The organism is Actinopolymorpha rutila (assembly GCF_013407855.1).
Taxonomy (GTDB): Bacteria; Actinomycetota; Actinomycetes; order Propionibacteriales; family Actinopolymorphaceae; genus Actinopolymorpha; species Actinopolymorpha rutila.
Genome location: NZ_JACBZH010000001.1, coordinates 5,572,298 through 5,594,345, shown reverse-complemented (window position 1 = coordinate 5,594,345; position 22,048 = coordinate 5,572,298). Strand labels below are relative to the sequence as shown.

Here is a 22,048-nt window from a genome sequence, read left to right as displayed (position 1 = left end):
CCCGTAGCATTGGCGGGTGCTCACCGTAGGGGTCGACCTGGCCGCCGAGCCGGCGAAGACGGCTGTGGCGTGGATCGACTGGTCACCCGAAGGAGCTTCCGTCCGCCGGCTCGCGCTCGGCGCCGACGACACTCTGATACTCGAGGCACTTCGAGAAGCGGAGAAGGCCGGCATCGACTGCCCCTTCGGCTGGCCGGAACCGTTCGTCGCGTTCGTCACCGCGCATCAGGCCGGTGACGTGGCCGATCCGCACGAGTTCGCCGGCCGGGACGGGCGCCGCCGGCTGGCGCTCCGTACGACCGACATCTTCACCCACGACAGGACGGACCTGATGCCGCTGAGCGTCGCGGCGGACCGCATCGGGCACACCGCCATGCGATGCGCGGGGCTGCTCGCACAGCTGGCGCGGGACGGGCAGTCGGTGGACCGCTCCGGCGCGGGAGCCGTGGCCGAGGTGTATCCCGCGGCTTCGTTGAAGAGGTGGGGCCTTCCATCGCGTGGTTACAAGAGGGCCCGAAACGTCGACAGTCTGCGGGAATCCGTGGACGTGCTCCTGACCGCGGCGCCGTGGCTGAGCCTCGGTGAGTACGACGACCTGTGCCGGCGTTCCGACGATGCGTTCGACGCGGTGATCGCGGCCATGACCGCGCGAGCGGTCAGCCGGGGACTGGTCGAGCCGCTGCCTGAAGAACACGCGTCCGTCGCCAGGAGCGAGGGCTGGATCGCCCTCCCGGCGACCTCGATCGACGCGCTTCACGGATAGCGCTTCACAGATGGAGCTGGCAACTTCGCCGATTTCCCGACTGGTCCGGGTGCCCGTATCTGCCCTTGCCCTGTGCCGAGGTGCGCCGAGGCCCGGCGCGCGGGCAACGGCACGCGTGAGGTGCCCGGGCCCGGTGTAGAACTCTTCGGTGACCACCGAGAATCCGCTACTGCTCGCCCTGGACCTGGCCGGAACCTTCGCGTTCGCGCTCAACGGGGCCCTCACCGCGGTACGCGTTGCCCGGCTGGACATCGTCGGCGTCGTCACTCTCGGCATGATCACCGCGCTCGGCGGCGGCATCCTCCGCGACATCCTGATCGACTATCTGCCGCCGGCCACCTTCAGCGACTGGCGTTACCTGGCCGTCGCCGCCGCGGGCAGCCTGATCGCCTTCGGCTTCGGTCACAGGCTGCACCGGATGTCCGGGCCGATCGTGGTCTTCGATGCCGCCGGGCTCAGCCTGTTCGCGGTCACCGGTGCCAGCAAGGCCCTCGACATGGGGTTGGGCCCTGCCCAGGCGGTGATCCTGGGCGCGATCACCGGAGTCGGCGGTGGAACGCTGCGCGACGTCCTGCTCCAGCGGATCCCCACCGTTCTTCGCAGCGAGCTGTACGCCATCCCCGCCCTGGTAGCCGCGACGATCACCGTTCTCACCATCCGCTTCGGTGTCTACGGCGTCCCCGCGGCGTTGTGCGCGGCGATCGCCTGCTTCGCCATCCGCATGGTCGGTGTCCGGTTCGGCCTGAACGCGCCCCGGCCGCCAGGACAACCCAAGGACGAACCGGAACGATGAGCGGCAGAACGAGCCGGGGTCGCTGGTTCGTCGCTCGCGTGATCCCCTTCAGGCACGGGGGATGACGGTCAGCACGCGCTCGATGTGGACGCGGAACTCACGCATGTAGTCGGTGAGGAAGGTGGCCGTGGACTCGTCGGAGACGTCACCGTCGGCGGTGAACACGTCGGGTTGGAAGGTGATGTAGGCCTCCGGAGCGGTCATCTGCCTGGCGTTGCAGAAACTCAGGACCGCGCGCAGGCCCTGTTGCGCCAGGGCGGTTCCGATCTTGCCCGGCGAAGCACCGATGACGGCCGCGGGCAGGTGGTCGAACGAGTTGTTTCCGTAGGGCCGCGAGGCCCAGTCGATCGCGTTCTTCAGCGGCCCCGGGATGGACCGGTTGTACTCAGGTGTCACGAACAGGATGGCGTCCGATGCGGCGATGGCGTCCTTGAGGGCCTTCGGCTCGGGCGGGTAGTCGCTGTCGAAGTCGGGGCTGTAGAGCGGCAGGTTGCCGATCGGGATCTCGGTGAAATCCAGGTCCTGCGGGGCCAGCCGGATCAGCGCCTTGCTGAGGATCCGGTTGATGGAGGCGGACGAAAGGCTGCCGACGAAATACCCGACCTTGTACGTCCTCACGCTGATCTCCTTCAGCTGGTGGTGTGAGCCGGTCGCTTCAGCCGGCCAGCCAGGCCATGGCGGCGACGACCAGCGCCTTGGTCCCGACATCGAGGGTGGGCTGGATGACGGGAGCGAACTTCGGCGAGTGGTTCACCGGGACGTCCTCACTGATGCGACCCGCGGCCGCCGCCCGCTGGTAGGCGTCCTCCTCGATCCCGCCGAGCCCCCAGTAGGTGTACGGCACTCCCAGAGCCGAAGGGATGTCGCTGAAGTCCTCGCTCGCGGTCTGCAGCTTCATCGTCTGCACCTTCTCGCCGAAGACCTCGGTGAAGGCCCGCATCACCCTGTCGGTCGCGGCAGGGTCGTTGCTGGTCAGCGGGAAGCGATCGAACAGTTCGAACTCCGGCTCCTGTGGACACCCGGAGGCATCGCACTCGGCGATGACGATGCGGCGTACGGCGTCCAGGACCTGGCGCCTGGTCTGCTCGCTGTAGGTGCGCACGTTGAGTTGCAGCTCGGCCGAGTCGGGGATGATGTTGCTCTTCGTACCTGCCTGGATGCTGCCGACGGTCAGGACAGCTGTCTCCTCCGGCGGCGTCTCGCGGGAGACGACGGCCTGGAGCCGGACCACGATCATCGCGGCCAGCACCACCGGATCCACCGTCGCCTGCGGCATCGACCCGTGCCCGCCGTGGCCGTGCAGGGTGATCCGGATGCTGTCGGCGGCCGACAGCACGGGCCCGGAGCGGGTGCCGAGGACTCCGGCCGGTGCCGGCAACACGTGCTGGGCCAACGCCACGTCCGGCGTCGGTACCAGCTCCGCCAGACCGGCGTCGATCATGCCCTTGGCGCCGTCTCCGGCCTCCTCGGCCGGTTGGAACAGCGCGACCAGCGACCCGTTCCACTGCGCGGCGCCGTCTGCCAGCAGCGTCGCGGCACCGAGCAGGCAGGCCACGTGCAGGTCGTGCCCGCAGGAATGAGCGACCGGTACTTCGTCGCCGTCGTCGTCCGTGGCCGTGGCGGTGCTGGCGTACGACAGTCCGGTGGTCTCCCGCATCGGCAGGGCGTCCATGTCCGCGCGCAACAGCACCGTCGGACCGTCCCCGTTGCGCAGCACCCCCACCACACCGGTCGTCCCGACGCCTTCGTGCACGTCGAAACCGGCCCTGCCGAGCCGCTCGCCGACCTTCCCGGCGGTCCGCCTCTCCTGGTGGGACAGCTCGGGGTGTTGATGAAGATCCCGGTAGAAGTCCTCCTGCCAGCCCCGGGTGTCACTCAACCCGGCCAGGACGGACCGCACAGCCGACGCGCCCGCCATAGTGCCCTCCTGTCAAGGCAGTGTTGTCATGGGGCCTACCCATCCAGTGCCCGAAACGTCGTCTGGAGGGCACACCTTCGGGGAGTAGCGTGAAACGGCGATGAAGTTCCGCAAGCCTCGACGAGACGTGATCGTCGTCCTCCAGAACCTCGCCCTGGCGGCAGCCATCTGCCTTACCTCGCAGCTCGGGCTGGTGATCGGGCTCGATCAGGGAGGAACCAGCCCTTTCTGGCCACCTACCGGGGTCGCGGTGGTAGCGCTGCTCACCCTCGGGATCGACGTGTGGCCAGGAATCCTGCTGGGTTCCGCGATCGTCAATGTGTTCACCGGCCCGGTGATCGTGGCGATACCCACCGCTTTCGGTACGACGCTGGCATGTCTGTGCGCCTTCTGGATGCTGTGAAGGGTTGGTTTCCGGATCGAGCTGGACCGGTTGAAGGACGCCCTGGCTCTGGTGTTCCTCGGTGCGCTCGCCGCGATGCTGATCAGTTCCACGGTCGGGACGACGCTTCTCGTGCCCACCGGCGTGGTGTCACTTGACCGTGTCCTCCCCACCTGGCTGACCTGGTGGACCGGCGATGCGATGGGTGTGCTCGTCGTCGCGCCGTTGTTGCTGACCATGGTCAAGCTCCCGTGGCGCCGGTACCGCTACGTGGACCCTGCGCGCCTTGCGGAGTTCGTGATGCTGCTGGTGGCTACGTTCGGGCTGATGCTGCTCACCGAAAGGTCGCTGGGCGTCGTGTTCGTGGCCTTCCCGTTGCTCGTGTGGGCCGCGTGGCGTTTCCAGCTACCCGGTGCGGCACCGGTGGGGCTCATCGCGTCGGCGTTAGCCATCCACGCCGCGGTGGTGGGATACGGGGTCTTCGCCGGCAAGAACCAGTCCGACACGATGACGATCCTGCAGTTGTTCAACGGGTCGATCGCCCTGACCGGCCTCCTGCTGTCGGTCGCCGTCACCGAACGCATCAGGATGCAGGCCGAGCTCGAACGTGCCTGCGGTCAACTCGGCGACGTCATCGAGCACATCGACCGCGCGATGCGTCCGGGTGAGCCCTCACACCTGCGCGAGTGGGCCGAGCGCCACACCAGGTAACACACCTGCTCGCGCGGTCACGGCCTGTCGTCGGGCGCTTGCAGGCGTGCCACGAAGATCAGTACATCCTGGTGTGTATGCACCTCGGTGTCGCGACGGACCTCCCCGTCTACGCGGCAGGGGTTACGTTGACCAACGCGGTGCTCTTCTACGGCGTCAAGTGTGGCGGCAACAGCGCGGCCGACGTCCGGGCGGCCCTGGGGCGAGCGTGCCTTGCCGCCGAACGGCTGCGACACACGCGGCACCTTGTGAGCTCCGGCCCTGCTGATGCGACTACGTCTGGTCCGCCTTCTTCGCCATCGCGTTCGCCAGAATACCGAGCCCGACCGCAAGGAACAGACCTGTCATGACCCTGCCGAACGAGCTGAACCCGAATGGAAAGGCGTCGAAGGCGGTATTCGGCTGAATCATGGTCCAGGCGACGAAGGCGCCCACAGGAATTGCCGCTCGCACCCAGTTCTGCCAGCCCGAAACCTCTTTCACCGAGAGCAGGTACAGTCCAGCCGCGAGCACCATGAGCACCAGATAGACAACCATCATCTGGTGCGGGTAGGTAATGCGGGTAACGGAGTCACCTCCACTGCCGGTGGTCGTTGATCCGTAGCTCATCGCCACGCCATGCAGAGCAAGTACCTCGGCAGGCACCAGTGCGGCCACCGCGTCCTGCCATCGGCCAACCTGTTCCAGGGGCAGTGATTCCTGGCCGCCCTGCGCCTTGCCGGGTTCGTCCAGCACCTGGTCGGCCGTAGGTGCCGCCTGACGCACCCTCTTCGCAGCCTGCGTGGCCGGTTCGCTCGTGTACGCAAGCGAGGCTGTGCTGGGCGCAGCAAGTCTGCGCCGGGTGATGGCTCCGTACAGAAGAGAACTCATGGGGACCCCGTTCCGCGGGCCGTGTACCGCCGGTTGTATCTGTGCGGCAAGAGGAGCCCGGGAGTCGCTTGCGTTCAAAGTCTTGCCGTGAGCATGGAGCGACGGGCGGAGGGCGTCAAGAGCCAAAGTGGTCGACGCGCGACCCCCGGCCGACGTCCGTTCGCGCCCACCGGGTCACGGGACGAGGTCACGGCAACAGGGCCCGCAAGCACGCCTTGACGGTCCATGGCCCGAGCTTCGGGCTGCCGGCCACGGCATGACTCCTCTCCAGTCGCACTGTGATCGCTTCGTGATCAACAGGAGTCTTGTGGGGAGTGGATCACGGGTTGATGCTTGCGTGCAATCGAGCTGCCGGCACTGCTCCTGGCGACGTTCGCAGTGCATCGCAGCTCGCTGGGGGGAGTTGTGGGGTGGCGATTCTCATAGGCGCACTCTCGATTGTCTGCGACCACGCATTCGTTGGTTCGTCGCCGCCCGAGCAGGCCTGCACACCCTCTGGGTGAGCGTAACGCGCTGCCTTCTTCCACGGCCGGACACAGCCTGGATAAAGTCCCGAACACAGGAGCCGATCATGGTCCCACCTTCCGAAGACAGGAACGCAACCGACGACGCGATCGATGTCCCGTCCGCCGAGAGGACCGCCGAGACCCAGCCCGCGGGCGAACTCGCCGAGGGCCGGGGCGACGTCCGGACCGGGCTGATCACCCGAATGGGGCTGATCGACGTCCCTGTCCAGTTCGAGGCACGCGACGGCCTGGCGATCTTCGAGGGTGACATCATCCTCGGCACGGTCGAGGAACTCGAGAACGGTGTCACCGCTGCGGCCGAGTCGGCGCGCGACTTCACAGTTGGGCTGCACGCCGGTGTCACGCCCGGAACCGTCGTCGACGTTGTTCCGCAGGAGGACGGTGCGGCCTTGCCCGCCGGGGCCGTCGTCGTTCCGGGAGCGAACTTCCGGTGGCCGCTGGGGCGGATCCCGTTCGAGACCAACGCCAACCTGACGCAGGCGGCTCGGGACGCCCTGAACCGCGCCGTGGACCACTGGCATCAGCGCACCCGGCTGTCCTTCCGCGCACGACGTGCGGGCGACCCCGCGTGGCTCACCTGCCAGGACTCCACCGAATGCAGCTCCGCGGTCGGCCGGCAGGGCGGTCAGCAGACGGTCAACCTGTCCGCCAACTGCGGGTTCGGTGCCACCGTGCACGAGCTCGGGCACGCGGTCGGCCTGTGGCACGAGCAGTCCCGCGAGGACCGCGACCAGTTCGTCCGGGTCAACTGGGCCAACATCCAGGCCGGCAAGGCCCACAACTTCGACCAGCACATCAGCGACGGCGACGACGTCGGGGGATACGACTACGGCTCGATCATGCACTACGGCGCCACCGCGTTCGGCATCGTCGATCCCGACGGCAGGACGAGGGTGACCCTGGAAGCCCTGAGGTCGTTGCCGCCGGGTGTGATCATGGGCCAGCGGGCCGGGCTCAGTGTCGGGGACAGGGCCGCGGTCGCGGTGATGTATCCGAGTCTGTACCCCGACCCCCGCAACGCCTGGGTGGGAAGGTTCCTTCCAGGTGTGGCGAACAGCCTTCTCTACTACGCGCCCGCCCAGCAGGTCTGGTACCTCGGCACGACGACCGGTGGTGCACTGACCTTCACCCAGGTCGGTGACACTTCGGGCTTCGGGAACCTCGACGACGGTCGGCCCATCTGGGTCGGTGACTTCACCGGCAACGGGTCGACCGACGTGATGTTCTACTACCCCGGTGACGACAACTGGTGGCTGGGGGAGATGTCGGGCGGCCGGCTTCAGTGGCGGCTGGTGGGGAACACCGCCGGGTTCGGGCATGCGATCAACGACGGTCGGCCGTTCTGGGTGGGTGACTTCACCGGCAACGGGTCGACGGACGTGATGTTCTACTACCCGGGCGACGACAACTGGTGGCTGGGGGAGATGTCGGGCGGCCAGCTTCGCTGGCGGTTCGTGGGAAACACCCGCGGGTTCGGGCACGCGATCAACGACGGCAGGCCGTTCTGGGTCGGTGACTTCACCGGCAACGGGTCGACCGACGTGATGTTCTACTACCCCGGCGACGACAACTGGTGGCTCGGCACCATGTCCGCCGGCGGGCTGGGATGGTCCCTGGTCGGAAACACGAGGGGCTTCGGTCACCGCATCAACGACGGCAGGCCGTTCTGGGTCGGCGACTTCACCGGCAACGGGTCGACGGACGTGATGTTCTACTACCCGGGCGACGACAACTGGTGGCTGGGGGAGATGTCGGGCGGCCAGCTTCGCTGGCGGTTCGTGGGAAACACCCGCGGGTTCGGGCACGCGATCAACGACGGCAGGCCGTTCTGGGTCGGTGACTTCACCGGCAACGGGTCGACCGACGTGATGTTCTACTACCCAGGCGACGACAACTGGTGGCTCGGGCGGATGGACAGCGGCTCCCTGACCTGGAACCTGGCGGGAAACACCCGCGGATTCGGGCACGCCATCTACGACGGCCGGCCGTACTGGATCGGAGACTTCACCGGCGACGGGAAAGCCGACGTGCTCTTCCACTACCGCGGTGATCTGAACTGGTGGCGTGGTGCGCTCGGGTCGGGACAGTTCGCGTGGACGCTGGCCGCGACCTGGTGACACACTGACGAAGTGAGCGGGACAGACCTTGGATCGACGAGTCGGGGGCGGGCGTGAAGGTGGCGTGCTTCGTGGTGCTGCCGCCTGACGCGCTCGCCGCCCCGTCCGAGGAGCCGATGACGGTCCGGGTGTCCATCCAGGATGTGACCATGGCCGACGAGTCGTCCGCCACGGTGGCGAAGGCAGTGGTCGAGGCCCACGACCGGACCGATGTGGAAGGCCCCTACCTGCTCGAGGCCGACCTCACACCCGGGCGGCAGTACGCGGTCTACGCGCACGTGGACCGTTCTGGTGACGGGACGACCGCCCCCGGAGACTTCATCAACACTGTGCGGGTGCCGCTGCCGGCCGACTCGGTCGGCAACGGCGTGCACGTCGAGATTCCCGTACGGCAGATCGACTGAGCCGACCCGGTCAGGCAGGTGGCTTCGGACTGCTGCCGGGAGATTCCATGATGTCCCTCCGTGTACGGCCCGTGCAGGTCACGACAGTCCGAGCGTATTGGTGGGGCGAGACACTGGCTGATACGTAGTTTTACGTATCAGGTGGAGGGGCCTGGGTCGATCCGCGCGACGAAACCATCGGCGGGTGAGATGCCTATCGACCCGTCGAAGGTAGGGTCGCGGCGTGGGATTCGAAGGTTCGTACCTCTGGCGGTTGCGGCAGAAGATCGGCTCGGAGCTGGCCGTCGTTCCGGCCGCGCAGGTCCTGGTCATCGACTCCGATGACAGGTTCCTCCTGATCCGGCGCAGCGACACCGGATGGTGGGGATTGCCCGCCGGCAACGCCGAACCGCATTCGACGTTCGCACTCACAGCGGTTCGTGAGCTGGAGGAGGAGACAGGACTGCGCGCAGAGGTGGGCGACCTCGAACCCTTCGCCTGCGAGTCGAGTGCCGGCCCGTTCACCTACCCCAACGGCGACCAGGTGCATGCGTTCGCACTGTGCTTCGCGGTCCGAACCTGGACCGGCGACCTTCGTCCGCTCGACGGGGAGGCACTCGACCTGCGCTTCTTCGCGGAGGTCCCCGACCAGTGCCACGAGCAGGTCGCAGAGACGCTCAGGCTGTGGCGGGCGTACTGCCGAACCGGACGGTTCCAGGTCGCCTAGCGTCTCGTAGGGCCGGTCTCTTACGAGGGGACGACCCCTTCGACCACAGGACTTCCTCGGCCATGAGTGCGCTCGGCTCAGTCCCAGGAGATGCCTGCGTAGCGGTCGAACTCGTCGCGGCTTCGCTTCACCGAGTCGAGCTCGTCCAGCTGGGTGTGGTCCTGTTCCAGCAGCAGGTACTCGAAGTTCTGGCACTTGCCGGCTGCGTCGATGATGGCCTGGATGGGCATCACGCCCGTACCGATCTCGGTGAAGCAGAGCGGGTCCTTCGTTGCCAGGAACGAATCGAGGGTGATCTCGGCGTTCCTGTCGACGGTCCCGTCGAACATCACGGCCGGTTGGGGTGCATCGCGGGGGAAGTCCTTCTGGTGCAGGAGAACCAGCCGGTCGCTGTATTTCTCGATCATCGCGACCGGGTCCTGTCCGCCGCGCATCATCCAGTACGTGTCCATCTCCACGAACACGAGTTCCGGATCGGTGTTCTGCATGATGAGGTCGTAGACAGTACGACCGCCGATGAGCTGAAACTCCTGGTAGTGGTTGTGGTAATAGAACCGCATCTCTCGTTCGCGGCAGAGCTCCCCGACCTGGTTGAAGAACTCCGCGCGGCGCAGAACATATTCCAGATCCTCGTACGGATAGAACTCGATGTCGCAGCCGATCCGCGTGTTGCCCAGCTCGCGGTGGTAGTCGAGGATCGCCGGCAGGCGCTGCGGGTCGAGGGGATTGACGTGGCAGCCGACGACCTGCATGCCGAGCCGGCCCAGGGTGGCGCGAAGGTCCTTGGCCGGGACGCCGAACCCGATCCCGTCGTCGGTGCCGGCGTTGTGGTTCGCTCCCACGAAGTTCCTGTAGCCGAGCTCGGCCAGCCGCTCCAGGGTTCGGTAGGGATCCTGGGCCATGGGCTGCCTGACGGAGTACAGCTGGATGCCCACTCTCACCGACACGCTCGTCACCTCCGCGTAGGTCGCTTCGCTGCTGCGTGAGGTGGCAACGCTACAAGGAGAGTGGTACGACGATCCAGGCCATGCTCGGCGGTCCGGCGAGCCCCGGGGAGAGGGGACTACCAGGTGCCGCGGTGAACGACCTCGTCGAAGGGGCGGCGGTTCGGCCGGGCGATGGGGCGCAGCGGCCGGTCGTCCGGGTAGCCGACGCCGAGCAGGTAGGCGACGATGTGGTCGCCCGGCACGCCGAGGATGCTGCGTGCCTTGTCCTGGTCGCTGACCGAGGAGTGGCCGGTGCCGATACCCAGGTCGGCGGCGGCGAGCGCGATGGCATAGGTCGCCTGGCCCAGGTCGTACTGGTCTATTTCCCTGTTCCGGTCGTCGGGCGGCTGGGGAACGACCAGGGCGATCGCGGCGGGAGCATCGGCGATGTGACGGGCGCCCTGCCAGACCTTCGAGAGCTCGGTGAGCTGGTCGCGGTCGGTGACGATCACGAAGTCCCAGTGCTGACGGTTTGAAGCGGACGGCGCCCGCCGGGCGGCCTCCACGATCCGGTCCAGGTCGGTGTCACTGATCGGGTCAGGGCGGTACGAACGGACATTGCGGCGAGCTCGGATCGCATCCCACGTTTCCATGCTGTACGACCTCCGGTCGAATGGGGGAGTCGAACCCATGATGCCCGAGTTCAACCGCAGAAGGCGGCGTCTACGAGAGCGTCGACCGCCTCGTCAGGGTTGCCGGCGTGGTCGGGCGTGACAGCGATGGCGACCTGACGGCGACCATCCTTCGTGGAGTACGCCCAGGCATCGTAGGCGAGTGCGTCTCTGTCGTGCCCGTACACGGTGATCCCGCAGGTGGTCCGGACGATGAACAGGCCGAGCCCGTAACGCCCGCCGTCGGTTCCAGCCTCGGTCATCTCGTCCAGCAGGCTCGACGGGACGAGCCGACCGCCGAACAGCGCCGCGTAGAAGCGGTTCAGGTCCGAGGTGGTGGAGATGATCTCGCCGCCGGCGCCCATCACCGAGGGGTTCATTTCGGTGTAGTCGACGAGTTGGGTGTCCTCACCTTGCCGGACAGGGACGTAGCCGTGGGGATGAGGACCAGGGATCTGTTCGGAGGTCCCGGGGACGGTCGTTCCACGAAGTCGCAGCGGCCGGATGATGCGGCGTTCGATCTCTTCTCCGTACGTTCGGCCGGTCGCCTTCTCGATGATCTCGCCGAGGAGGATGTAGTTGGTGTTCGAGTACGAGAACTGCTTCCCCGGATCCTTCACAACAGGAGGATTGGACACCGCGCGGTGGATCAGTTCCTCGGCGGTCCAGGTGCGCGATCGGTACGCCAGAAACGCCGGGTCGGGTGGGAAGGTGAGCGTGTGGAGGTAGTCGTACAACCCGCTGGTGTGGTTGAGCAGGTAGCGCAAGGTGATCTTGTCACCCCCTGGAACGACCCCCGGCAGCCACTTCTCCACTGTGTCGTTCAGGTTCAGCCTGCCCTCGTCGACCAGTTGAAGTGTGACGGTGGCGACGAACGTCTTGGTGATGCTACCGATCCGGAAGCGCGACTGAACCGGCACGGCCCGATGCGTGTCGAGCGCGGCGACGCCGCTGTGACCCCGCACCACACCGTGCCTGTCACGAATCTCGGCAACGGCACCGATCGCGCCTGCGTCCACGATCCTGTCCAGGGCGCTCTGGAGTTCCCGCGGCGCCGGTTCGGTTGTAGCTGCGGCCGCCGGTGTCGCTGCCACGGGCGCTGCGGTCGCCGCGACCATGACAGTGCCCACCAGGATCGTTCTCGCGGTGACCAATGATCGACGCACCCCTGCTCACTCCGTTCCGGATCGAGTTTTCCAACGTTTCATCTTCGACCCGATGCCTTCTGGGTCTGTATCGGGCAACTCCCTGGTGTCACCCCCGGGAGCCCGCCCCTGGGGCCAGGGAAAACTCCTTGCGACGGCGATCCTGAGCCTTGAGAGGTGACGAGGTGTCACGGCCGACTGTGGCCGCGGCCAGTGCCCGACGTGTGGTGGCGGCTGCCGCGGTCGGTGTGCTTGTGTCGTGACGACGTCAGGACGGATCGCAGGTCGTCGCCGCGCCGAGCGGATGGTCGGCGCTGCGGTCGGACGCGAGGAGGCCGTCACATGCCTGCCAGGAGCACCGACGTAGCTCGGCGCCGCTTCCTCTACGGCTGTGCGGTGCTGGCCGGCAGCGTGAGTCTTGGGGCCTGCTCCGACACCGACCGCCGCGAGGCCGGCGTGCCGTCGCCGACGTCGACGAGGGTGGCCAAGGGCTCGGCGCGTAAGCCGCTGAGTGCGCCGAAGCAGCTGCACGAGGCGCCGTCACTCCGGGAGAAGGTTCGTGCCGGGCGGCTGCCGGCGGTTGAGGAGCGGCTGCCGAAGCGCCCGTACGTCGTTCCGCACAGGTGGGTGCACACGGGTTCCTATGGCGGGAACCTGCGGCTGATCACCCGGGCCACGACGGACGCGTCGAGCTTCGAGTACATGTATGGACGTTCGCCGCTGCGGTGGCTGAACGACGGGCTCGACATCGCGCCGGGCCTGGTGGAGAGCTGGTCGTCCAACGACGATGCGTCGGAGTGGACGCTGCACGTACGCGAGGGCCTGCGATGGTCCGACGGTCAGCCGGTCACCAGCGCGGACGCGTTGTACTGGTGGCAGGACCTCGTGCTGAACAAGGACCATCCGGCCACGGTTCCGGACTCCGCACGGTCGGGGAACGGCACGCCGATGAGCATGTCCGCGCCGGATGAGCTGACACTCGTTCTGCGGTTCGACGCGCCGACTCCGTTGCTGCCGCTCTATCTCGCGAACCTGGTCAACGCGCCCGAGCAGGGCGTGGACTGGTTCCTGCCCAAGCACTACCTCAGGCGCTGGCACCCGACGTACGACAAGAGCATCAAGGGGCAGACCTGGCCAAGCACCCACGACCAGAAGTCGAACTTCCTGACCAATCCGGACTGCCCGACGCTGACCGGATGGCGGGTGCGGACCTATGACGAGGGCCAGGTCGTGCGCTGGGAACGCAATCCCTACTACTGGTGCGTGGACCGAGCGGGAAACCAGCTTCCGTACGTCGACACCATGACGATGACCGCTGTGCAGGACCCACAGGTTGCCAAGCTGAAGTTGCAGGAAGGTGAGTGCGACTTCATCTACGGCTACTTCCTGGGCCTGACGATGGCCGACGCCGCGGGGCTGAAGCAGGCGCAGTCGCGCAGTGGGACGAAGCTGCACTTCTGGGACAGCGGTTCGGCGTCGGGTTCGGTGTTCTTCCTCAACTACGACTACATCGAACCGCAGGTCCGCAAGCTGATCCGCGAGCCGAGGTTCCGGCAGGCGCTGTCGCATGCGTTCGACCGTGCGGAGGCGCAGAAGTCGATCTACTTCAACACCGGTGAGAAGACCACCGGCACCTACAGTCCGATGGCGATCGAGTACCAGGTCAACAAGGAGGGTCAGGGCTTCTACCGGCGTTGGCGGGACAGTTACGTTTCCCACGATCCCGGCAAGGCCAAGAAGCTCCTCGATGAGCTGCGGGTCGTGGACGCCGACGGGGACGGCTGGCGGGAACGACCTGACGGGCGGCCGCTGAAGCTCAGCATCGACTTCCCCGCCGACGCGTCGGAGGAGCACCAGCGCAAGAACAACCTGCTGAAGCGGGACTGGGAGAAGGTCGGTCTCCAGGTCGCGCTGAACCCGGTTCCGCCCACGAGCTTCCAGGACCGGTGGGCCACCGGGAAGCTGATGAGCCAGGCGGCGTGGGACGTCGGTGACGGGCCGGACCACCTCACCGGGCCGTGGTGGTTCGTGCCTATCGAGACGACTCGCTGGGCGCCGCTGCACGGACAGTGGTGGCAGGTGCAGGGTACTCCGCAAGAACACGCTCAGGCCGGCATCGATCCGTGGAAGCGCACCCCGCCGCGGGTGAAGCCCGAGCCCGGTGGGCCGATCGACCGGTTGTGGAAGGCGTTCGCCACGGCGAGGGCGGAGCCGGACACCATGAAGCGTTACCGGGCCGTCTGGGACATGATCAAGATTCACCTGTCCGACGGGCCGTTCTACCAGGGCACCGTCGCCAACTATCCGATCATCGTCTACCAGAACGCCGACCTGGCCAACGTGCCCGTACGAGCCGAGTTGGCCCAGGGCGGCGGCCCCTTCACCTGGGCCCATCCACTGCCGGCCGTCTACGACCCCGAGTCGTGGTACTGGACCGATCCGGCCAGACGTCGAGCAGCCTGACGGCTCCGATGTACCGGTCGGCGAGCGATGCCGCGTCCGGCTCACCTCGGCCGCTACAACAACGTCGTACGACCTCCTGAGTGAATGAGACGGCGATTGACACGGACGATCACACAGTCGTAATTTACCGACTGGTCGTCACGCTTCTCGATGGAACGATGTGTGGCTGTTTCCTGTCGAGAGGAATGCGCTTCCCTTCGACGGGGCCGGGGAGAGCCACTGCCAACCGGCCCGCCCATCCACGGCCGATGGGGGAGAGGGAAAGACGGGATGAACGAGGTCCAGGGTCCGTCCCGCCGCTCGATGCTCTACGCAGCCGCCGTCATGGCCGGCTCCGCGGTCCTGGCGGGCTGCAGCAGCGGGGAAACGAAGTCGTCCGGAAACGGAAACGGCCAGTCCGGCGAGGGCCCGGGCAAGAAGGCCGGTTCGGCGAACGCGAAGGGTTCGGCCACCAAGCCACTGACGCCGCCCGGCACGCTGAGTGAGGCGCCGAGCCTTGCCGCACAGGTCAAGGCGGGCAAGCTTCCCGCGCTCAAGGACCGTCTACCCGACCACCCGTACGTCCTTCCGCACCATTGGGTGAGCAGCGGCAAGTACGGCGGCCGGCTCAACCTCGTCGACATGACCACGGCGGGTGGCACCTACGGCTCGGTCCGGGAGTACATGTACGGCTTCTCGCCACTGCGCTGGCTCAACGACGGCCAGGACGTCGGACCCGGCCTGGCGGAGAGCTTCGAGTCCAACGCCGACGCCACCCAGTGGACCTTCCACTTCCGCAAGGGGCTGAAGTGGTCCGACGGCCAGCCGTGGACAACCGCCGACGTGATGTTCTGGTGGGAGGACTGGACCCTCTACCAGGGCACCGGCCAGGTGCCGCCGGACGAACTCCGGTCGGGCAGTGGGAAGGTCGCGAAGCTCGAGGCGCCGGACGCGCAGACCCTGGTCATCACCTTCGACAAGCCCGCCCCCCTGCTCGCCCAGCAGATGGCCGCGTACGCCAACGGCGGCGACGGTGGCAGTGGCCGGATCTGGTCGATGCCGAAGCACTACCTCAAGCAGTTCCACCCGAAGTACACCCCGAGCGTCGGCGAGGACTGGGCCTCCGCGAGCGGTGATTTCGTCAAGAAGTACCTGTTCGCCACGAACCCCGACTGTCCGACGATGACCGGCTGGAAGCTGAAGAGCCTCAAAGAGGGCAGCTCCATGGTGTGGGAGCGCAACCCCTACTACTACGAGGTCGACAAGGAAGGAAAGCAGCTTCCCTACCTCGACGAGCTCCGCGTCACCCTCACCTCCGACCAGCAGGTCGCCCTGCTCCAGATCCAGACAGGCAAGATCGACTTCGCCCACTGTTCGTTCCTGGGCGTCGGCCTCGGTGAGTACGCCGGCATCAAGAGCTCCTCGGACACGGCCAACACGACCATCCAGCTGTGGAACAGCGGGTCGGGCACCGGGCAGATGTTCTTCCTCAACTACGACTACCAGGACCCGAAGCTGCGCAAGCTGTTCCGTGAGCCGAAGTTCCGGCAGGCGCTCTCCCACGCCATGCAGCGGTCGAAGATCCAGAAGGCCATCTACTTCAACCAGGGCACGCCCACCACCGGGACCGCGAGCCCGACGTCTACGGAGTTCAACGCCGACAAGCAGGGCAAGCAGGACTACGAGAGGTGGCGCAACAGCTACCTGAAGTACGACCCTGCCAAGGCCAAGCAGTTGCTGGACGAGCTGAACGTCAAGGACACCGACGGGGACGGGTGGCGCGAACTGCCCGACGGCTCCAAGCTGGCGCTGGAGATCGACTACCCCGCTGACGAGGGCCCGGACGCGAAGAAGGTCGACGCCTACATGGAGAAGGACTGGAAGGCGATCGGCCTGAACGTCAAGCGGGTCCCGATTCCGCCGAACTCCTTCGACGACCAGTGGACCTCCGGAAAGCTGATGGGCCACACGAACTGGGAAGTGTCCAACGTCGGCAGCAACATCGTCCAGCCGTACTGGATCGTGCCGATCGAAAGCTCTCGCTGGGCGCCGCTGGAGGGCCAGTACTACGCCGTGCGGGGTTCGGACATGGAGCGCAAGGAACGAGATGTCGACCCCTACAAGCGCCACCCTCCGCGGATGGAGCCGGAGAAGGGCGGGCCGATCGAGCGGATGTGGAAGTACTACGACCAGGCGAGGGTCGAACCCGACCCGGTCAAGCGGAGCAGCCTGGTCTGGCAGCTGCTCAAGATCCACATCAACGAAGGTCCCTTCTTCCAGGGCAGTGTCGGCAACTATCCGGTGCTGGAGGTCCACAAGAAGGACCTGCACAACGTGCCGACGCACGACAACCTGGCGCTCGGTGGCCTCACCGGCCCGTGGGGGCACCCGACCCCCGCCGTGTACGACCCCGAGTGCTTCTACTGGGAGGACCCCGGCAAGCACGACGTCTGAGAAGCGAGGGTGATCCAGGGTCATGAACTCCACGTCCGCCGCGCACGTGAGCAGAGTCCGGCTCGGGCCGTTTCCGCCCGCGGCTCCCAGCGATCCCGATGCGCCGCACGTGCAGCGGGCGCGTGTCGACGTGGACGCTTCCACGGTGGAGGGGCCTCTCACCCGGGTCTGGGAAAGCATCGGGTACGACGAGATCAACTGGACCTACACGCCGACCGGCAAACGGTTGCTCCGCAAGTTCGCCGACTTCTCCGGTGGTGGCTACCACGTTCGTCCGCACTATGTCTTCTGCTCAGGCAGCGGTTTCGGCATTCCGCACTGGGGTTCGGGCAACGTCTACCACGAGGACGACGACGGTAAGCCCTACTACGACTTCACCATCGTCGACCAGGCCTACGACGCGATCGTCGGCGCGGGCCACCACTTGCTCGTCGAACTCGGCTTCACCCCACGCGACCTGGTGCCGCCCGAGGCGGCCGAGCTCACCGTCACGCCAAGCCCGACCGTCTACACCTCCTACGAGGCCGGAACCTGGGGCTACCCGCCCCGTGACTACGACAGATGGGCCGGCCTGATCGAGGCGCTCGTACGCCACTGCCTGGAGCGGTACGGCGAGGCCGAGGTACTCACCTGGTTGTGGGAACTGTGGAACGAACCCGATATCAACTACTGGCGGGGCACCCCGGAGCAGTTCAACGAGCTCTACACCGTCACCGCGCGAGCCGTTCGCAACGTGCTCCCGAACGCCAAGGTCGGCGGTCCGACGGTCACCAGCGGTGGCCTCGGGTTTCTCCGGAATTTCCTGGACTACACCTCGAGCCGGAACGAGCCACTGGACTTCATCTCCTACCACACAAAGGGATGCAGCTTCCCGACCCGGGAGTATCGCCCGGTCGACAGCCAGCCGAGCGAGCGGCTGAACCCGTCGTCGACGAAGATGCTGTACGACCTGCGCGAGTTCAACCGCGCCATCGCTGCGTACGAGACCTACCGCGACCTTCCGGCGATCGTCGACGAGTGTGACGCCGCTGTCCCGGCTCACTTCGGCCGCTACGACAACCGCAACTACGAGTTCCAGAACACGGAGTACTACCCCGTCTTCCAGGTCAAGTTGATGAAGAAGATCCTCGACCTCAACGCCGACGAGGTCGTGCAGGTGCAGCGGGCGACCTCGTGGAGCTTCTACTTCGAGGGTGAGCGGTTCTTCGAGGGGACGCGATCCTTCCTCACAGCGGGCGGGATCGAGAAGCCGTTCCTGAACGCGTACCGCATGCTGTCGCTGCTCGGCGAGGAGCGGATCCACGCGACCTCCGACGCGGCCTGGAACGTCCGTGCGCTGGACGACACCGACGGGTCCAGCATGCCCGAGGAGGTCGACGTCCTGGCGTCCCGCGCCGAGGACGGAACGGTGGCGGCGCTGGTGTGGCGGCACATCGACGACCAGTACCACACCAGTGAGCAGGAGACGACCGTCAACCTGACCTTGCGTAACCTGGCGGGACGGACTTTCCGGGTAAGCCACTACCGGGTCGACGCCGAGCACAGCAACGCGCACACCGTGTGGAAGGCACTGGGATCGCCGCAGGATCCGTCCGACAAGGAACTCGCCGAGATCTCCGCGAGGCAGGGGCTGGAGGAGTTCGAGCCCGCCCGAACGGTTGAGGCCGACTCCGGCGGTGTCTCGTTCGACATCTCCCTTCCACTGCCGGCCGTGTCGCTGCTGGTTCTGGAGCCCACCGCCTCAACGGCATCTTGAGTCACCAAGGTCCGGCGCCTCCGCCGAGTACCGCGGAGCACCCGTCGGCCTCCACACGCGGACAGACGTGCACGCTGACGACCCAGGAATGAGGGACGACCGATGAGTGCTTCGGCCGGTCATGACCACGCCGCGACGGTCCTTGTCGTCGTGGACCCCACGAGTCCGGTGGTGAACGAGTCTCCGGTGCGGTGGTCGGTCGACCAGCTGACCGACGCCCTGGAAGCAGCCGGCGTCGGCGTGCGACGGGTGTCGGGCGCCGACGCCGGCCCGGCGCCGGACTCGGCCGACGTGGTGGTCAGGGTGGCCGGCGGGAACGCCGGCGGCCCCGCGGAGTCCTTCGAGCTCAGCCGCCCGGACGGGGCCGATGGCCAGGTGAGCGTGAGCGGGGCCGACGCACGCGGTGTGGCGTACGGGGTGCTCGAGCTGGCCGACCGGGTGCGCTATGCCGACGACCCCGTGGCCGAGCTCCGCGGCACCAAGCCGGAGAGCGGGCAGCCGGTGACGCCCGTACGCAGCATCCTGCGGACGTTCACCAGCGATGTCGAGGACAAGCCGTGGTTCGACGACCGGGACTTCTGGTCGGAGTACCTCACCGAGCTCGCCGTCAACCGGGTCAACCGTTTCCAGCTCGCGTTCGGCATGCAGTACAACTACGGGCATCACCCGGCCACGGAGAACTACTTCTGCTTCCCGTACCCCTTCCTGCTCGCCGTTCCTGGCTTCGACGTCAGCGTGGGCAACGTGCCGGCCGAGGAACGCGACGCCAACCTCGCGACGCTGCGGTTCATCAGCGACGAGGCGAAGCGGCGGGGCATCCACTTCCAACTCGGGCTGTGGAACCACGCCGACGACCAGGGTGAGGGCTCGGCGCCGCGCTATCCGGTCAGCGGCATCACCCCGGACAACCACGCGGCGTACTGCGCGGCGGCGCTCAACCTCCTGCTGCGGGAGTGCCCGTCGATCGACGGCCTGACGATGCGCGTCCACTACGAGGGCGGCATCCCGGAGCCTGACCACGAGGCGTTCTGGCAGACGGTGATGGGCGCGGTCGCCACCGTGGGCCGCCCGATCGAGATCGACATGCACGCCAAGGGTGTGGACGAGGCGCTGCTCGACATCGCCCGCGGCACCGGATGCCGGGTGGTCGTCTCCGCGAAGTACTGGGCGGAGCACCAGGGCCTGCCGTACCACCAGACGACGATCCGCGAACGCGAACGTGCCACGAAGGAACCCGGTACCGGACTGATGGCGATCACGGCGCACCAGCGCCGGTTCACCCGGTACGGCTACGGCGACTTCTTGCGCGAAGGGAGCGACGTCGGGCTGGTGTTCCGAATCTGGCCGGGCACCCAGAAAGTGTTGCTGTGGGGAGATCCGGTGCTCGCCGCCGGGTACGGCCGGCTGGGCACGATCGGCGGCGCGCTGGGCATCGAGTGGTGCGAGCCCCTCAGTTTCAAGGGACGCAAGAACACCGGGGAACCGAACGGCAGAGATCCCTACGCCGATCCGGCCTTGCGGTTGGACGGCCGGGACTGGCGGAAGTATCGCTACTCCTATCGGCTGTGGGGACGCCTGCTCTACGACCCCGAAGCCGATCCGGAGCAGTGGCGACGGTTCCTGCGGGCGGAGTTCGGCGACGCGGCCGAGGCCGTCGAGAACGCGCTGGCGCCGGCGAGCCGGGTGCTGCCGTTGGTGACCGTCGTGCACGGCATCGGCGCGTCGAACAACGGCTACTGGCCGGAGATGTACCTCAACATGCCGATCGCCGGTGGTCCGAACGCCGACCACTATCGCGGCGATACGGCGACCCCGCCGACGTTCGGTGGGGTGAGTTCTTTCGATCCCAGCCTGTTCTACCGGGCCGACGAGTTCGCCGACGACGTCGTGGCAGGGCGCCGCGACGGGCGGTACTCGCCGGTGGAGGTGGCCGACTGGCTGGACCGGCTCGCGGAGGAGGCCGAGCAGAACCTCGCGGTGGCGCGGGACAAGTCCGCCCGGGCTGACGACCCGGAGTTCCGGCGGGTGGCGATCGACGTCGCGGCGCAGGCCGGGCTGGGCCGGTTCTTCGCGGGCAGGTTCCGGGCGGGTGTGGCGTACGCGCTGTACGAGCGGACCGGTGACGCCGGCCACCTGGGCGAGGCAGTGGCCGCGTATCGCCGGGCGCGAGACGCCTGGGCCGGAGTGGTGGAGGTGACCACCGGCGCCTACCGGACCGACCTCACCTTCGGCGACCTGCGCTCCGAGCACGGTCACTGGGCCGACCGGCTACCGGCGATCGAGGAGGACCTCGCCGACCTCGAACGCCGGTTCGGGCAGGCGAGGACAGCTGGAGCTGCCGCGGGGCGGGAGCTTCCGCAGGTGCCTGAGGCCGATCGGGTCCGGTTCGAGCACACTCCGCCATCGCCGTTCGTCCGGGCCGAGGACGTACGGATCGAGCTCACGCCGAGCGAGTCGTTCGACGGAACGGTGGTCTGCCACTACCGGCATCTCAACCAGGGCGAGGACTTCCGGACCGTCGAGATGGGCAGGGAAGGTGCCGGCGCCTACCGCGCGAGCGTCGGCGGCGACTACACCGACTCCGACCATGCCCTCGTCTACTACTTCACCGTGCACCACTCCTGCGGCGACGCGTGGCTCCTTCCCGGCCTGGACCGGACGCTGGCCAACCAGCCGTACCACGTGATCCGGCAGCGACAGGAGTGATCCCGGTGCCCAACGAACGAGCAGAAGTCCCGCGAGGGCGACGCAGCGCACCCCGACCTCCTGTTCCCCGTCGTCGACGGCGTACACGCGCTTCCTGATGGTGGCGAGCTCCTCGAAGAACCTCCGTCGACGGGTGATGGTGCGGGGGGTGCGGGGGGTGCGGGCCGGCATGCCGGTGCGGTCCAGAATGGCCCGGACCTCCTCGTCGGACTTCAGTGCCAACAGCGCCTTGCCCACGCCGGTATGCGGGCTGTCAGGCGCCTGCGTCACAGGTGGAGGACCACCAGCCGCTGGTCGACCTCGACGCGGTACGTCTCGGCAGCGTACGGTCCCCTCTGGTATCCGGCAGCGTCCAGGTCATCCTCGGCTGTCGTGGCGCTCCGGTTCGTCACGGCGGGGGTCTCGATCGTGGTCTCGATCGTGGTCTCGATCGTGGTCTCGTACGTCGCGACCCTGGTCTTCGCGGGGTCGAACCACGACTGCCCGGACCTGATGTCGAACTCCCACTGATGCCACGGACATCGCACGATCTCACCACGCCGTACGTAGTCGTACTCTCCTGGGACCTTCGAGCTCACCAGCCCGGAGACGACGCCCTCGCACAGCGGACCGCCCTCGTGGGGGCACTGGTTGCGGATCGCGTAGAAGTCTCCGCCGACGTTGAAGACGCCGATCGACCGGCCCTCGACCGTGACGATCCTCCGCTGTCCGGGCGGTATGTCGTCCACCTTCGCGACCACGTACATCGGCATCGTCC

General features: G+C 67.2%; 16 protein-coding genes and 2 pseudogenes. 10 read left to right on the top strand and 8 right to left on the bottom strand.

Going from position 1 to position 22,048, the window contains the following annotated elements; translation table 11 throughout:
• Window positions 1–16 precede the first annotated feature (16 nt).
• Together F4554_RS24960 and F4554_RS24955 are read left to right on the top strand one after the other, a co-directional pair.
• Entirely contained in the window at window positions 17–763 is a 747-nt protein-coding gene (locus F4554_RS24960; protein WP_179789832.1) for a DUF429 domain-containing protein, read from the top strand.
• Between the two features lie 148 nt (window positions 764–911).
• Window positions 912–1,556: a TRIC cation channel family protein gene (locus F4554_RS24955; RefSeq protein ID WP_179789831.1), complete on the top strand. Its 645-nt coding sequence runs from the start codon at window positions 912–914 to the stop codon at window positions 1,554–1,556.
• Window positions 1,557–1,604: 48 nt separating this feature from the next.
• Here the strand turns inward: F4554_RS24955 and F4554_RS24950 are convergent, their stop codons facing one another.
• Both F4554_RS24950 and F4554_RS24945 read right to left on the bottom strand, forming a co-directional pair.
• Window positions 1,605–2,174: an NADPH-dependent FMN reductase gene (locus F4554_RS24950; RefSeq protein WP_337796193.1), complete on the bottom strand. Its 570-nt coding sequence runs from the start codon at window positions 2,172–2,174 to the stop codon at window positions 1,605–1,607.
• A 37-nt stretch (window positions 2,175–2,211) separates the two neighbouring features.
• Window positions 2,212–3,474 carry an amidohydrolase gene (locus F4554_RS24945; RefSeq protein ID WP_179789829.1) on the bottom strand — a complete coding sequence of 421 codons (1,263 nt, stop codon included), beginning with the start codon at window positions 3,472–3,474 and terminating at the stop codon, window positions 2,212–2,214.
• Window positions 3,475–3,574: 100 nt separating this feature from the next.
• Here F4554_RS24945 and F4554_RS24935 point away from each other — a divergent pair.
• Window positions 3,575–4,567, top strand: a pseudogene (locus F4554_RS24935) (MASE1 domain-containing protein).
• A gap of 273 nt (window positions 4,568–4,840) precedes the next feature.
• On the opposite strand, the gene F4554_RS24930 reads toward F4554_RS24935, so the two are convergent.
• Window positions 4,841–5,437, bottom strand: a complete 597-nt coding sequence (locus tag F4554_RS24930; RefSeq protein WP_179789826.1) for a hypothetical protein — start codon at window positions 5,435–5,437, stop codon at window positions 4,841–4,843.
• A gap of 571 nt (window positions 5,438–6,008) precedes the next feature.
• Between F4554_RS24930 and F4554_RS24925 the strand changes: the two genes are divergently transcribed.
• From F4554_RS24925 to F4554_RS24915, 3 genes are all read left to right on the top strand, one after another.
• Window positions 6,009–8,081, top strand: coding sequence for a M12 family metallopeptidase (locus tag F4554_RS24925; protein WP_179789825.1), 2,073 nt, complete (start codon window positions 6,009–6,011; stop codon window positions 8,079–8,081).
• A 71-nt stretch (window positions 8,082–8,152) separates the two neighbouring features.
• Window positions 8,153–8,485, top strand: coding sequence for a hypothetical protein (locus tag F4554_RS24920; protein WP_179789824.1), 333 nt, complete (start codon window positions 8,153–8,155; stop codon window positions 8,483–8,485).
• Window positions 8,486–8,708: 223 nt separating this feature from the next.
• Window positions 8,709–9,191 (top strand): NUDIX domain-containing protein, encoded by a 483-nt coding sequence (locus tag F4554_RS24915; protein WP_179789823.1) that lies wholly within the window; start codon window positions 8,709–8,711, stop codon window positions 9,189–9,191.
• A gap of 77 nt (window positions 9,192–9,268) precedes the next feature.
• On the opposite strand, the gene F4554_RS24910 is transcribed toward F4554_RS24915, so the two are convergent.
• The 3 genes from F4554_RS24910 to F4554_RS24900 form a co-directional block, all read right to left on the bottom strand.
• Complete coding sequence (locus tag F4554_RS24910) at window positions 9,269–10,138, bottom strand: sugar phosphate isomerase/epimerase family protein (protein WP_179789822.1); 870 nt, start codon at window positions 10,136–10,138, stop codon at window positions 9,269–9,271.
• Window positions 10,139–10,254: 116 nt separating this feature from the next.
• A complete protein-coding gene (locus F4554_RS24905; protein WP_179789821.1) occupies window positions 10,255–10,770 on the bottom strand; it encodes a nitroreductase family protein in 516 nt (171 codons plus the stop codon).
• A 50-nt stretch (window positions 10,771–10,820) separates the two neighbouring features.
• A complete protein-coding gene (locus F4554_RS24900) occupies window positions 10,821–11,882 on the bottom strand; it encodes a serine hydrolase domain-containing protein (protein ID WP_337796192.1) in 1,062 nt (353 codons plus the stop codon).
• A gap of 393 nt (window positions 11,883–12,275) precedes the next feature.
• Between F4554_RS24900 and F4554_RS24895 the strand changes: the two genes are divergently transcribed.
• From F4554_RS24895 to F4554_RS32610, 4 genes are all read left to right on the top strand, one after another.
• Entirely contained in the window at window positions 12,276–14,396 is a 2,121-nt protein-coding gene (locus F4554_RS24895; protein ID WP_179789820.1) for an ABC transporter substrate-binding protein, read from the top strand.
• 270 nt (window positions 14,397–14,666) lie between these two features.
• Entirely contained in the window at window positions 14,667–16,829 is a 2,163-nt protein-coding gene (locus F4554_RS24890) for an ABC transporter substrate-binding protein (RefSeq protein WP_179789819.1), read from the top strand.
• Between the two features lie 22 nt (window positions 16,830–16,851).
• On the top strand, window positions 16,852–18,585 hold the full coding sequence (locus tag F4554_RS24885) for a GH39 family glycosyl hydrolase (RefSeq protein WP_179789818.1): 1,734 nt from the start codon (window positions 16,852–16,854) through the stop codon (window positions 18,583–18,585).
• Between the two features lie 102 nt (window positions 18,586–18,687).
• On the top strand, window positions 18,688–21,291 hold the full coding sequence (locus F4554_RS32610) for a hypothetical protein (RefSeq protein ID WP_238341396.1): 2,604 nt from the start codon (window positions 18,688–18,690) through the stop codon (window positions 21,289–21,291).
• Between the two features lie 42 nt (window positions 21,292–21,333).
• Here the strand turns inward: F4554_RS32610 and F4554_RS32605 are convergent.
• Window positions 21,334–21,528: pseudogene (locus tag F4554_RS32605) on the bottom strand (IclR family transcriptional regulator domain-containing protein); the annotation flags it as partial.
• Between the two features lie 29 nt (window positions 21,529–21,557).
• Window positions 21,558–22,043: a Rieske (2Fe-2S) protein gene (locus F4554_RS24875; protein WP_179789817.1), complete on the bottom strand. Its 486-nt coding sequence runs from the start codon at window positions 22,041–22,043 to the stop codon at window positions 21,558–21,560.
• Window positions 22,044–22,048 lie beyond the last annotated feature (5 nt).